At 56.8% G+C, this 13,309-nt stretch carries 10 protein-coding genes; all 10 read right to left on the bottom strand.

All coding sequences use genetic code 11. From position 1 onward, the window contains the following. Nucleotides 1-12 precede the first annotated feature (12 nt). The 10 genes from AC6JA3_RS22000 to AC6JA3_RS21955 all read right to left on the bottom strand — a co-directional run bounded on the left by AC6JA3_RS22000 (nucleotide 13) and on the right by AC6JA3_RS21955 (nucleotide 12,958). On the bottom strand, nucleotides 13-525 hold the full coding sequence (locus tag AC6JA3_RS22000; protein WP_497920692.1) for a helix-turn-helix domain-containing protein: 513 nt from the start codon (nucleotides 523-525) through the stop codon (nucleotides 13-15). A 408-nt stretch (nucleotides 526-933) separates the two neighbouring features. Beyond that, entirely contained in the window at nucleotides 934-2,280 is a 1,347-nt protein-coding gene (locus tag AC6JA3_RS21995) for an MFS transporter (protein WP_497920691.1), read from the bottom strand. 77 nt (nucleotides 2,281-2,357) lie between these two features. Next, nucleotides 2,358-3,299 carry a hydroxymethylglutaryl-CoA lyase gene (locus tag AC6JA3_RS21990; protein WP_497920690.1) on the bottom strand — a complete coding sequence of 314 codons (942 nt, stop codon included), beginning with the start codon at nucleotides 3,297-3,299 and terminating at the stop codon, nucleotides 2,358-2,360. After that, on the bottom strand, nucleotides 3,286-4,212 hold the full coding sequence (locus AC6JA3_RS21985) for an SMP-30/gluconolactonase/LRE family protein (RefSeq protein ID WP_497920689.1): 927 nt from the start codon (nucleotides 4,210-4,212) through the stop codon (nucleotides 3,286-3,288). The genes AC6JA3_RS21990 and AC6JA3_RS21985 overlap by 14 nt, the downstream gene beginning before the upstream one ends. Next, nucleotides 4,209-5,867, bottom strand: a complete 1,659-nt coding sequence (locus AC6JA3_RS21980; protein ID WP_497920688.1) for an AMP-binding protein — start codon at nucleotides 5,865-5,867, stop codon at nucleotides 4,209-4,211. The genes AC6JA3_RS21985 and AC6JA3_RS21980 overlap by 4 nt, the downstream gene beginning before the upstream one ends. 1,249 nt (nucleotides 5,868-7,116) lie before the next feature. Continuing rightward, a complete protein-coding gene (locus AC6JA3_RS21975) occupies nucleotides 7,117-8,589 on the bottom strand; it encodes a tripartite tricarboxylate transporter permease (RefSeq protein WP_497920817.1) in 1,473 nt (490 codons plus the stop codon). Between the two features lie 60 nt (nucleotides 8,590-8,649). Beyond that, complete coding sequence (locus tag AC6JA3_RS21970; protein ID WP_497920687.1) at nucleotides 8,650-9,201, bottom strand: tripartite tricarboxylate transporter TctB family protein; 552 nt, start codon at nucleotides 9,199-9,201, stop codon at nucleotides 8,650-8,652. An 8-nt stretch (nucleotides 9,202-9,209) separates the two neighbouring features. Beyond that, the gene (locus AC6JA3_RS21965) at nucleotides 9,210-10,196 is read right to left on the bottom strand and encodes a tripartite tricarboxylate transporter substrate binding protein (RefSeq protein ID WP_497920686.1); all 987 of its coding nucleotides are present in this window, start codon (nucleotides 10,194-10,196) and stop codon (nucleotides 9,210-9,212) included. A gap of 357 nt (nucleotides 10,197-10,553) precedes the next feature. Next, nucleotides 10,554-11,534, bottom strand: a complete 981-nt coding sequence (locus AC6JA3_RS21960; protein ID WP_497920685.1) for a hydroxymethylglutaryl-CoA lyase — start codon at nucleotides 11,532-11,534, stop codon at nucleotides 10,554-10,556. Next, nucleotides 11,534-12,958 (bottom strand): MFS transporter, encoded by a 1,425-nt coding sequence (locus AC6JA3_RS21955; protein ID WP_497920684.1) that lies wholly within the window; start codon nucleotides 12,956-12,958, stop codon nucleotides 11,534-11,536. Before AC6JA3_RS21955 ends, AC6JA3_RS21960 begins: the two co-directional genes overlap by 1 nt. Between the last annotated feature and the right edge of the window lie 351 nt (nucleotides 12,959-13,309).

The following is a 13,309-nucleotide window of genomic DNA, read 5'->3' as shown; positions in this document are numbered from 1 at the left end:
ATGGTTTGTCATTCATGGTTCGTACCGTTTCCACGCCCTGGTGGCCGGGTCGCGGAAGAACCGCACGGACCGGTAGCGGTGTTCATCAAGGCCGAGCATCCCCGGTGCCAGGGCATCGACATCGGGCAGCGTCAGCACCGCGAAGTCCAGTGCCCGCTGCACGAGCCACCAGGAGACACCGAACGAGGAGGCAGCCTCCGCGGCGGCCCTGCCGGACCTGATCACAGCGGTCACGAGGGCATCGCGGAGCCGGCGGGTGGACCGTGCCCGGCGCGGGCACAAGTACTCAACGCAGAAGAATCCACGCTTGGACCACTGCGCTTCGAACGGCCCCGCAACAGGGATGTCACGCAGGCGTTGGAGTCGGCGGGAATGAACACGACCGTTGATCACGCCGCAGGACGGACAGCCGGCCTCGGCGGTGGCCACCACGTGGGTCCGCCGCTGCCCGACCGCTAGCCTGCCGGGCTGCACTTCGAAAGCGAGCCAGGTCGGCCGAGACGTCGTGGTCAGGACAATCACCACGGGGGGGTGATGTCGGAAGAGCCGAGAGTCAGACCCGCCTCACCAGACCATCCTGCGTCTAGCAAGCCGAGACCGCCACGCCCATCAAGAAGCCAGACCAACCGGTCCACGACTCAATAGTAGAGAGCCGTACTCAATGCGACGAACTCAATTCCCCACGAATTATGAGGAGCCGATACAGCCTAGGTCCTGAGCACGGCCTAGTCCACCCGTCGGATCTGTGACGCTACGTTGCGGCCGTGATCTGACCGGGCGCGCAGAGAGCGGCTGCGGCCTCGATTCCTGCCTCGTGGAGGCATGTTCAGCAGGCCTTGGACTTGGCAGCCCTAACTATGCCTGCCGCCGCCGGTGAGGATGCCCAAGCTGTCATTCGATGGGACAAGAAATTTGAGCTGCACCTGGGCCCGCTTACCGAGGAATTGCCGGCTGCAGGGGAGCGCGGTAGGTTTCTTTCATAAGGGTAAGTGCGACTAGGGCGATTACAGCCTCTACTCCAAAAAAGATGATGTATGCCCAGGGATTGTTAGCAAACGCCGCGGCCAAACTCGATGCAATCAGAGGCGAGAATCCTGCGCCCAACAATGTTCCAATTTGTTTTGCGATTGAAAACCCGGAAAACCGAACTGCCGTCGGATAGTTCTCGGAGATGAGTGCGCCTTCGACACCATACATCAGGGCTTGCGCAACACCTATAGCTACAACCATTCCGCATGCGACAAGCACAACATTCTGCGACGGCAGTAAGTACAGGAAGTAGACCGTGACCGTTACCATTGCGAGCGGAATACCGATGTAGTAGTTGCGTTTCCGTCCGTGCGAGTCGGACAGGCGACCACTGAGGGGAATAGTGATCAGCGAAACAACCCCAGCAATCATGGTGGCGACGGTAAGTCCGGTCACGGACAGACCGTAGTTCCGAGGCCCAATCGACAGCGCAAAAGTCGCAACGAGGTGGTAGAGAGTGGAAGCAACCATTGCCAAGGCGATGCCGGCAAGAGTAGGTCTCCATGCAGTACGAAAGACCTCAAGGGCAGGAACTTTTACAATCTTTTGCTTCTTCTCGAAGGCCGGTGATTCAGTGATTCGGCGCCGGATGTAAGCCCCTATTACAACCAGGATAATGCTGCCCAGAAACGGGATACGCCATCCCCAGGAAAGTAGGTCTTCCCGCGGCATCAAACTCAGCAATGCGACGGAACCAACAGAAAGTATCACGCCAACGCTAGCGGTTGCCATCACGATTGACCCATACAGGCCACGCCGATTATCCGGGGCGGTTTCGAGGGTTAAAAGTGTACCGGCTCCCGTTTCACCGCCTACGCCAATTCCCTGACAAAAACGAAGCGCGACCAGGAGTATGGGCGCCCATATGCCTATTGTTTCATACGTAGGCAACAAGCCAATTCCCACTGTAGAAGCGCCCATCAACAGAAGAGTCACCATGAATATCTTCTTCCGACCAATTTTGTCGCCAAAGTGGCCGAATACGATACCCCCAATGGGTCGTGCACCATACCCCACAGCCAACGTTGAGAATACGATAATTGTACCGACTATTGGGTCAAACGTCGGGAAGAAGAGTTGATTGAACACGACGGGCGCCAAGAAGCCATACAGGAGGAAGTCGTACCATTCTATTGTAGTGCCCAGCGCACTTGACACCACTGTTCTTCGGCGGTTGACCTGGCCGCGCACTGGCGCGTCCGGTCCCGAATTCGACTTTGCGTCTGAAATAGGTAGATTGTATTGCGTCATGTCTGTTCCTGACCGTATTAATAAACGTTTTACATTATTGGAAAGTCGTTTACTGGAAGTTTGAATTGTTGACAAGATCAGCGGTAGGTGTGGAGTGCGCGTCCGCGCATTATTTTTCCGGGAAGGGAATGTCCAACAATGTTCTCGGTTTGGAGAGCGACGTCGATAAGGCGGTCAAGGTCGACCCCGGTGTTGATTCCCATTTCGTGGCACATGTGCACGAACTCTTCGGTGGCGATGTTCCCGGCGGCGCCGTGGTCCCCACCGAATGGGCATCCGCCCAACCCTGCGACCGAAGCATCGAACTCACGTGCTCCCAGCTGCATCGCCGCGTAGGCGTTGGCGATACCCATACCACGGGTATCGTGCAGGTGCATCCGGATGTTGTGTTCCGGCCACCGCTCCCGGACTTCACCGACGGTGCGGCGAATCTGTTCGGGGTTGGCCCAGCCCATGGTGTCCGCCAAAAGCAAAGTGGGGATATGGACACCTGCATCCGCTGCTACTGCAAGCGCACGCGCAAAGCGATCGATTACAGCATCCAGTTCGATGTCTCCTGCATAGTTACAGCCGAAGGCCGCCGCGACCGACAGGTAGGCCACAGGGACGTTCGCCTCCCGGGCAACAGCGAGAGACTCCGGGATGCCGGCAAGCACCTGCTCGGTGGACCGTCCCATGTTCTTGTGGGAAAACTCCTCGCTGGCCGAGACAATCACCGCGGCCCTGACGTCCAGGGTGCCAACGGCGAGTGCGCGTTCCAGGCCCCGCTTGTTCAGGTAAACACAGGTGTAATCAGTCCCCGGCTTCCGGGTGAACCCTGTTGCGACCTGCTCGGCGTCCGCCATTTGCGGCACCCACTTCGGCGAGACGAACGAGGTAACTTCGATCTCCGGGAAGTTGCACTCGGACAGAAGGTTCACCAGACGTATCTTCTCCGCAGTCGGGATGGGACCCTTCTCGATCTGCATACCTTCCCGCGCGCCTACTTCACGCACCACGACAAACTTAGGCAGTGCCATTAGTAGCCTCCTTCGCGGACACCGCTGGGGGCGTCGCTCCTATCAGCACCGGGCACTTTGCTTGGTGGGTTTGGAGTCCAGGGACGTCGTTAGTCAGGTGATACACAGCACCGACACGCTCAGTCGGGTCTAAAGACCCCGTGGTGATGAATACCTCGTCCATTGCAGTACCCCCGAAACAAACGTTGGTGACAATTTCCTGAGGCACGTTGATGGTGCGCTGCAGACTTCCGTCAGGGCCGAAAACAAGCACACGAGATGCGAACGCGTTTGCTATCCAGACACTTCCATCAGCCGCGACCGCTAGGCCATCAGGGATGCCAGCGTCCATGGTCGCGAATAGACGTGGTTCGCCGACGCGGCCACAATCTTCGTCGTAGTCATATACGAATACAGCCCGCTGCCCAGAATCTGCATAGTAAAGGCTGGTGTCGTCTGGTGAGAACGCCAAACCGTTGGTATGCCGAATCTTGGGGGACGGTATCAGGCATCGGGCGGATCCGTCCAGGTCGATGAGCCAGAGGCTGCCATGATCGGAGAGATGGTTCTCCTGTGTCGGCCGTGACCCTAACATGCCGGCCAACACGCGGCCGGATGCATCGGCACACATATCGCTGAACCCGACCATTCCACTTATATCCGGGGTGTTTTCTAGCAAAACCACCGTCGACGAGATATCGCGCCCCTTGTAGGCAACATTACGACCGGATACGATAAGTCCGCCCTTCTGATGACGCACCAACCCACCAATGCCTCGTCGGTGTTGCACGATAGTAATGGGGCCAGGTTCGGTCTCATTGAGACAAAACACCCCGCCTCCCTCCGCGTCGGCGAAGATCAAACCGGAATTCGCATCCCAAACCGGCCCTTCCAGTAAGTGAAATCCCCCCACGATCTTTTCGAGCTGCATCATAACCGACTAACCTCGACGCCTTCCGACACCCGGTCCCACAACTGCTTGACGTTCGCCTGTGCATCCTTGCGAAGCGAATGCTTTTGAATCTTCCCGCTTTCAGTTCTGGGAAAATTTTGGCAAATGTCAATAAAGCGCGGCACCATAAAGTACGACATCCGCCCCTCACACCACTTGACTAAGTCGGCCGGAACAAAGTTGTGACCTGGGGTAATAAGTACTGAAACTCCGACTTCTTCGTCTCCATCGATGGCTACCGCATAGGCGCAGACCTCTGCAATCCCTTCGTAATCCATCAGTACCTGCTCGACCTCGAAGGCTGATATGTTCTCGCCCCGCCTGCGAATCGCATCTTTCTTTCGATCCTTAAAGTACAAGAATCCGTCCGCATCTTGAACTCCGAGATCCCCCGTATGGAACCATTGATTCCGTAGACTGGCAGCTGTTTCGGCTGGCATTTTGTAGTAGCCGGAGGAACTGTGCCAGGGGGTCTTTGTACGCAATACGATCTCGCCGATCTGCCCGTCAGGTACCTCGAAGTCGTTATCATCAACGATCCGTACTTCGAAATGAGGGGATACCAATCCGCAAGATCCAAACTTGCTTGGGGGATCGTTGACGGTCGAAACATGGGAAACGCCGAAATCAGTCAGTCCATACGATGAGACTAACCGGACCTTCCAGCGTTCTTCCATTTGTCGACCACGGTCTGGTATGGGGCCCGCCATGATTTGGCGAAGCGGATTCTTGCGCTCATATTCTGACGCGTCGAGATTCCACAGAATGTCACCCATCGAACCTAAGAGGTTAGTTAGAGTAGCGCCGTGGTAGTAGATGTCCCGCCAGAATTTGGACGCAGAAAACCGTGGCTTTATGACTACTGTTGCTCCGACCAGTAGGCACGCATACGTGGCCGCATGCAAACCGTTTCCGTGAAATAGAGGCATCGAGACGTACATGATGTCGTCGCTGCGGTAGCCCTGTGCATCGGCAAACCCCCCCGCCCAAGTAAGGGCGTACGCGTGTGTGTACATGACGGCCTTCGACGGACCGGTCGTCCCCGAGGTGTACATAAGGAAGGCTTGATCGTTGTATTTCACTTCAGTTTTGGGCGCAAGTGTATTGCTCGACCTCAGATCGTTGAACTTCACGACGATAAGACCAGCCGGCAGATCGGTGTCAGAGGGCGGTTCGCCGACGATGATCAAGCGCTTCAAAGAGGAGGTTGAATGGATGATCGCCCCGATATGCGGAAGGAACTGTGCGTCAGCGATCAGCGTGGTGGCATCAGCGTGATCAAGATTGTAGGCCAGTCCCTTGCCTCTCGCCGATGTGTTCAGCGGGACAGCTACGGCGCCTAGTTTTCCTAAAGCAAAAATTGAGAGCAAAATCTCTGGACCGTTACCCAACATAACCGCTACGTGATCGCCGAAATCAACTCCAGCTGAACCCAGACCATTAGCGAATCTGTTGGTTTCCAGCTCTAACTCCTGATAACTGAAACTGACTGTTTCGAAGACCAGGCACGGTTTGTCACGGTGTCGAGTGGCTTGGGTCGAGAGAACCTCTCCGATCGTCAAGTCTCGAAGGGCGAACTGCATTAGGACCTCACTTACATAGATTTCGCTCTCTGGATCCAGAACACCGGACAGCATAAATAAACTGTGACTCAGAAGACAGTGGCTGTCAAGAACCCCGCAAAGTGGGGCTTCACGGTTCGTGAAACTACAACAAATGTAGGGCTCCTCGGCTGCAGTCGCAGTTTACCGGCCTGACCGGTGGCAGAACTGTGTATTTAAGCTGTTACTTACCTGGACAAGTGGCATGTCCCCGAATTTCGCGACCTGGGAAGCGAGCCCCCGAGCTGTGCAAAGGATGTATGACGGTGCCGGATCTTTCGACCGATGCTGCATAGCCGCCAGGTGTTTAGCTTGGACAGGCCCGGTCGACGCTGGGCCCGACTCCGCTTCTCGAGCTGACCAGGGAAATGTGCGATCAACCCATGGTGCAAGCTCGGGCTTGGCGTGGACCGTTTCAGCTACTCGTAGGGGAGGCGATCGCTGCTAGCCAGTAAATAGCTCAAAGGAGCCTCGGCATAGTCGTACTGGCCAGGTGCAGATCGAACAAAACGTATTTCGGTCAAGCACCGAAGACTTGCCGCACGTGGCGGACCACGACGGCCCCCGTCGCCGTTGAACACTCGATCCTCATCGTTATCTGAAACATGCTCACCACCGGCGAGCTCTACAGGGACCTCGACCCGATCATCCAGCCGGCCGAAGCACGGGCATGCGCCATCAATCAGATACAAGCATTGGGCTACACCGTCGTCCTCGAACAGCACCCAACAACCGGGGTGACCAGACCGCCAGCTGCGCCGGATGAAGCACCGCACTAAAGTGAGTGTTCATCGCCCGTGGCTGGCCTATTTTCGTGAGAGTCTGACAGCCCAGTCGATTACGACGCGCGCCAGACCGGACGAAGCCCCGAACCAACACGAAAGTGCCCTGCAAGACAACCCCGCCTTGGTCGGATCATCCTTGCCCGCTTAACGTGGAGCACTTATGTATCGGATCTTTTGCGCCAAGACGTGGGTAACATCGCCAATAGGGGAAGACCTCTTAGGATGGTGGCTACCTGCCAACTGAATCTAAGAGGTCTTCCTGGGTCCCTCCGTGGGCCGCCTGACCGAAGCTGCTAGGCGGATCACTTATCGAGGGTGACCTGTCCGGCCGGTCCGTGGCGCACGTGGCCAAGGAAATGGAGATCTCCCGGACCTATGCCAACCGCTGGCTGAACCACTGCCGCGCCTACGGCTCAAGTGATCCTGCCGATCGGAGCTTTTCGACTCGCATCCTGCCCGCACTACTGGCTGAGTCCAACTAGAAGCGAAGTCGACGCCCCTTAACCCAACGCGTTTATTTTGGGCGGTTCCGCTGCAGCGGTTTGATATTTCGAGCGTATTTTCTTGAGGATGACCGGTACAATCGTGCCGAGCGCGATGACGATGATCAAGATGAGCGACAATGGCCGACTAATGAACGTTGTCCAGTCGCCGTCTGATACGAGTAGGGATCTACGGAGATTCAACTCAAGCATGGGGAGTAACACGGCAGCCAGGATTGCCGGCGTAAGCGGGAAATCGTTCTCCTGCATTACGTAGCCGAGCAAACCTATGGCGATAAGCAGCAACAGTGAATAGAAGCTGAATGTCAGGGCATACGCCCCTAACATCACAAATGCCAGCACTCCGCCGTAGAGCAGCGGCGGTGGTGCTTTTAGCATTGGCACAAAAACGCGAACCATCGGCATATTCAACGCCAGCAGCATGGCGTTACCTATCAGCATCGACGCGACGATCGTCCAAACGAGTGGACCATCGTTCACGAAAAGTTGAGGTCCCGGCTGCAACCCATACATCTGATAAACGAATAGAAGAAGCGCCGTTGTCGCCGACCCTGGTATCGCTAGAGCCAGCATGGGAACCATGGCACCGCCGACTGCAGCGTTATTTGCGGTCTCAGGTCCGGCGACACCTTCAATTGCTCCCTTGCCAAAAAGTTTCTTCCGCTCGCCGCGGGCAACACTTTTTTCCAGTGAGTAGGAGGCAAACGAACCAAGTGTCGGTCCGAGGCCAGGTATCACTCCGGCCAAGAACCCAACTACGGATCCTCGCGCATATGGTCCTACTGATAGGCGAAGGTCTTCCTTATTCATCCAAGCCCGTTTGACATGCGTCGTAGACGAGGGCTTCCGGTCACCGACTGCGAGGTGACGAAGCGCCTCTGGCACGGCGAAAAGGGCCATGGCGACTAGAGCGATATCGATGCCGTCGGAAAGCTCGATCGCCCCTCCGGTCCAACGTTCCACTGCGTTTTGCGGATCGAGTCCGACCACGCCGAATGACATTCCGATGAGCACGGAGATGCCGGCCTTCAGCTTCGAGCCACTCATCAAAGATGCCGTGAGCGCAAGCGCTCCGACGAGCAAAACGGTGTATTCAGCGGCTCCGAAGGTTGTGGCTAAGGTGACCAGAGCCGGAGACAGAAAAACTAGACCGATGACGGCTAATGTGCCCCCAATGAACGAACCGACGGCGGCGGTGGCCAGGGCGGGCCCAGCGTGTCCCTTCTTGGCCATCTGATGGCCGTCGAGCGCTGTGACAGCTGATGCCACCTCGCCAGGTGTTCGTATGAGTATGGAGGTAATTGATCCGCCGTACATCGCGCCGTAGTAAACACCTGACAGCAGAATCAGGCCGCTAGTGGGTTCGAGACCGAAGGTAAGCGGAATCAAAAGTGCAATGGCCGTGATTGGGCCGAGTCCAGGGAGCACTCCTACGATTGTACCGATTAGAACGCCCAGGAAAACGAACATTAGATTGGTCGGGGTTACTGCAGACCCGAGGCCAGCTAGGAGAGAACCGAACGCGTCCACTCAGCCTCCTACCGGTAGCCCGAGCACGCCCACAGGAAGCGGTACGCGGAGGAGTTGGGTGAAGCCCAGATAAACAATGGCTGAGAAGCCTATTGCGAACAGCACGTTCCGCTTCCATTTAGCCGGGTCGATGACGGTAACCACGATCCCGAGAAAAACTGCCGTCGACAGCACGTAGCCGAGAGGGATAAAGGCGACAGCATAGCCGACAAAGAGGAGGACCATGACAAGGAGTTTCTTGAGCGGGACGGGTGGTTCGGACTCCTTCAAAAGCGCTTCTACGTCGCTTTCCGCTTGCGAAGATGTCTGCGTCCTGGTGTGAGATGCCCGCCCCGTCCGAAAACCAGTGAAGAGAAGCGCGGCACCGCCGGCCACAAGCAAGGTCGCTAGGGCAACAGGCACCGTCCCAGGACCAATTCCCGCTTTTGTCCCAACAGTAGTGTCTATGCCGAGCGCGCTGACAAGTAGAAGCGAGCCCGCAACAATCACGCCGAGTCCACACAGCAAGTCGGAGCGCCCGCGGGATGAAATGGTGGTCTTTTCAGCCGACATTGGTGTGGTCACCCCTTCTTAATCTTCGTGAATGCATCGATCACCTGCTGGTTCGTTTCCTTCAGAAACGTATCGAGATCCTCACCGGTCCGGTAGCTCGTTACCCACTGGTTCTTCTCAGCGGCATCACGCCATTCCTTGGTCTCGAGCGCTTCCTTAATCGCGTTCTGCCAGTACTTGACGGCGTAATCAGGCATGTTGGGGGGGCCGTAAATCCCGCGCCAGTTGGCGATCGTGACGTCATAGCCCAGCTCAGTTGTAGTCGGAACATCGCTCAACTTTTCGTAACGCTCCTTGCCCACTACAGCCAGAGCTTTGAGATCCCCAGATGTGATGAGGGGAAGCAACTCGCTGCTGCCAGCGATAGCGACGTCTATGTCTCCGGAAAGCAGAGCGGTAGATTGCTCCCCGCCACCCTCGTAGGCCACAAAGTTGATTTTGGAGGCGTCACCGCCCGCAGCTTCAACCAGCAACGCGAAGGGCATCTGATCATCGGATGCAGCGCCAACGGGTACCGACCCCGGGTTGGAAACGACGGCCTTGAGGACCGACGGAAGATCACTGTAGACCGAGTCCGTGTTTGCGACAACGGCATACTTTTCGGTCATCAGCTGCGCGATCATGGTGACATCGTCGTAGTTGTTTTTCGACAGGCCATGAGCATGATTCGTCATCATTACCAGCGATGTGACGGAAAGGTGGTCGTCAGTGCCAGAGTACTTATCGATCATTTGGGAGAGCCAGAGTCCGCCGTCAGCCCCAGGCCGGTTATCGATAGGGGTGGGGACATCTACAATCCCATTTTTCCCAAGGGCCTCTGAAAGCGTTCGCAGCGTTAGATCGAAGCCGCTGCCAGGTGCCCCGCCCACCGTCATGTTGACGGGACCGTCGGGATATTTTTCTTCACTGCTCGCAGTCGGGGCGTTGCCGCCGCCGCAGCCTGTAGCTGCGAGACCGACGAACAGGCATAGTGCTGCAAACGAAATCTTCTTCATTGAGATTCTTTCTATGATTGTGGTCCTTCCTCGGAAAGACCGGGCCGAGCACCCTGCTTCGGGGCTAACGGCATGCTGGTTGGTCGAGAGATCGGCTTCTTGCTGAGAGGTCTGGACGTGGGAGACGTCATTTTCTTTCGTCAGCAAATAGCTGCGGGGCGGGGGCTGGTAAAGGAGGCACGCGGGTTCAGCGTGCTGTACCGAGGACTCGAGCCGGTGACCTACCGCACTGCGTATTGGACCGCGTGTGATATTCAAAGACTCAAGATCGAGGCCGGTGTCGATACCCAGCAGCTCGAGTAGGCGGACTAGGTCCTTCGTTGCGATACTCCCTGCAGTACCTGGAGCGTAGGGCCGTCAACGCCGCGCCACTGGATTTCGAGGACTCCGGAAGGGAGCGCGATATGTGTGGAGTGCGCGTCCGCGCATTATTTTTCCGGGAAGGGAATGTCCAACAATGTTCTCGGTTTGGAGAGCGACGTCGATAAGGCGGTCAAGGTCGACCCCGGTGTTGATTCCCATTTCGTGGCACATGTGCACGAACTCTTCGGTGGCGATGTTCCCGGCGGCGCCGTGGTCCCCACCGAATGGGCATCCGCCCAACCCTGCGACCGAAGCATCGAACTCACGTGCTCCCAGCTGCATCGCCGCGTAGGCGTTGGCGATACCCATACCACGGGTATCGTGCAGGTGCATCCGGATGTTGTGTTCCGGCCACCGCTCCCGGACTTCACCGACGGTGCGGCGAATCTGTTCGGGGTTGGCCCAGCCCATGGTGTCCGCCAAAAGCAAAGTGGGGATATGGACACCTGCATCCGCTGCTACTGCAAGCGCACGCGCAAAGCGATCGATTACAGCATCCAGTTCGATGTCTCCTGCATAGTTACAGCCGAAGGCCGCCGCGACCGACAGGTAGGCCACAGGGACGTTCGCCTCCCGGGCAACAGCGAGAGACTCCGGGATGCCGGCAAGCACCTGCTCGGTGGACCGTCCCATGTTCTTGTGGGAAAACTCCTCGCTGGCCGAGACAATCACCGCGGCCCTGACGTCCAGGGTGCCAACGGCGAGTGCGCGTTCCAGGCCCCGCTTGTTCAGGTAAACACAGGTGTAATCAGTCCCCGGCTTCCGGGTGAACCCTGTTGCGACCTGCTCGGCGTCCGCCATTTGCGGCACCCACTTCGGCGAGACGAACGAGGTAACTTCGATCTCCGGGAAGTTGCACTCGGACAGAAGGTTCACCAGACGTATCTTCTCCGCAGTCGGGATGGGACCCTTCTCGATCTGCATACCTTCCCGCGCGCCTACTTCACGCACCACGACAAACTTAGGCAGTGTCATTAGTCATCCTCTTGCGGAAACTGTCGAGGCGCCGCCTTCGCCGTTATCGGGTATGTTGCTTGATTGGCCACGAGTTCCGGAACATCGTCGGTTAGCCTGTAGACGCTGCCGACGCGTTCGGCATTCGGGGCTCTCCCAAGGTCGCGGAATCGCACCGCAATGAGAAGTCCCGCAAGCAGCATGGCCACGGCGATGACAATTAGACCGCCCCTGTATCCGCCCGTGGCGTCACTGAGCAAACCAAATGAGTATGGGCCAAGAAAGCTGCCAAAATTGGCAATGGTATTGATCAAGCCTATTACTCCGGCCGCGGCGGCGCCTGTATAGAGTCGCGACGGAAGAACCCAGAACGTAGTAAGGGATCCAAGAACCCCGACCATGGCCACCGTTAGCGCGGCAAGAGCAATATATGGGTTATCCAAACCAAACATGGCCAGGAAAAAGAACCCTATTGAGCCGATAGTGGCCGCTAGAACAAAGTATTTAGTTACTTCCTTCTTCTTGTCGGACCTGAAGGCAAAAATAAGCATGCCCGCCCCGCCAATGGCCCACGGAATTGCAGAGAGGAGACCCAACTCCACGCTGCTAAGACCCAGAGACTCACGGGCATTGATGTCTTTGAGCAGGGTCGGCAGAAAGAACGACACGACGAACATAGAGTAGAGAACCAGAAATGGCGCAACTGCGATCAACCAAACTTGCCCATTAAGTAGGGCGCTGCGAATGCTGTGATGACCCGCTTTTTCCGGTGTCTCATTGGCCAATGCCTCGGTCAGCACCTGACGTTCCTCGGCTGACAACCACCGGGCATCCGCAGGCCGATCTGTCAGGTAAAACCAGCACACGACCCCGAGTACCACGGCCATCAGACCTGTTATCAGAAGAATCACACGCCAACCGTCAAGTCCAAAGAACCCATCCATATGCACCCCAATCAGGGTCATAAATGGAACGCCGAAGGCGGCCGCGACAGGAATACCCAGCAGGAAAATGGCGGTAGCGCGTGAGCGCATCTCGCGCGTAAACCAGTATGTTAGGTAGACCAAGATTCCGGGCGCAAATCCAGCCTCGGCTATTCCTAGCAGTACGCGAAGACCGTACAACCAACCTGCATCTGGAACAAATGTCAGGGACGACGCCACAATTCCCCATGTTACGACGATACGCGCAAGCCATCGCCGCGCCCCAAACCGGTGTAGGGCGAGATTGCTGGGAACTTCAAGCGTCATGTATCCGATAAAAAAGATTCCGGATGCAAGGCCGAATTGTGCCGCCGTCAACCCAAGCGCGGCATTCATTCCATTGGGTCCGGCTACGGCCAGATTAATGCGGTCGAGTTGGTTTACAACAAGGAGCAGTGCCGCGAATGGCATCAACCGGCGAAATGCCTTCTTGTGAGCTCTGTCGAGTACAGTTTGCTTCATTACAAGCTGCCTTTCCATGTGCGCCAGGCCAACTTGAGCAAGGCGGCTAAAAATTTGAATTTGTTCTGAAGTCTCAGGGCTCCCGCGCCGGTCGCACTGTCGCGACTGCTTGTTCAATAGGAATATGCTTTGCCTCGCCCAGCGACAGTCATTATCAGTAGTGCCAAATGCATCTTTCTTGGAAATGGTTAGATTACAACACTCAAGGGCCCATACATTAGGGATGCACTCCAAACATTTGCGGAGTGACGGCACCTTGGGCCGCCGGCGACAGTTAGGGCATAGTGGTGGATTTAGGGGTTGGCGCGCAGCGCCTCCGTGCATTAGCCCTAACAGCTTCCTGGTTGAAAT

The organism is Arthrobacter sp. TmtSoilC79, from assembly GCF_059739405.1.
The sequence above is the reverse complement of the archived record's forward strand: the minus strand, read 5'-3'. Positions and strand labels throughout refer to the sequence as shown.

Excerpts from the sequence above, each read along its gene's own strand:
- AC6JA3_RS21990 (WP_497920690.1), bottom strand. The coding sequence starts at position 3,299 with ATGGCACTGCCTAAGTTTGTCGTGGTGCGTGAAGTAGGCGCGCGGGAA.
- AC6JA3_RS21960 (WP_497920685.1), bottom strand. The coding sequence starts at position 11,534 with ATGACACTGCCTAAGTTTGTCGTGGTGCGTGAAGTAGGCGCGCGGGAA.
- AC6JA3_RS21955 (WP_497920684.1), bottom strand. The coding sequence starts at position 12,958 with ATGAAGCAAACTGTACTCGACAGAGCTCACAAGAAGGCATTTCGCCGG.
- AC6JA3_RS21975 (WP_497920817.1), bottom strand. The coding sequence starts at position 8,589 with ATGTTCGTTTTCCTGGGCGTTCTAATCGGTACAATCGTAGGAGTGCTC.
- AC6JA3_RS21985 (WP_497920689.1), bottom strand. The coding sequence starts at position 4,212 with ATGATGCAGCTCGAAAAGATCGTGGGGGGATTTCACTTACTGGAAGGG.
- AC6JA3_RS21995 (WP_497920691.1), bottom strand. The coding sequence starts at position 2,280 with ATGACGCAATACAATCTACCTATTTCAGACGCAAAGTCGAATTCGGGA.
- AC6JA3_RS21965 (WP_497920686.1), bottom strand. The coding sequence starts at position 10,196 with ATGAAGAAGATTTCGTTTGCAGCACTATGCCTGTTCGTCGGTCTCGCA.
- AC6JA3_RS21970 (WP_497920687.1), bottom strand. The coding sequence starts at position 9,201 with ATGTCGGCTGAAAAGACCACCATTTCATCCCGCGGGCGCTCCGACTTG.
- AC6JA3_RS21980 (WP_497920688.1), bottom strand. The coding sequence starts at position 5,867 with ATGCTGTCCGGTGTTCTGGATCCAGAGAGCGAAATCTATGTAAGTGAG.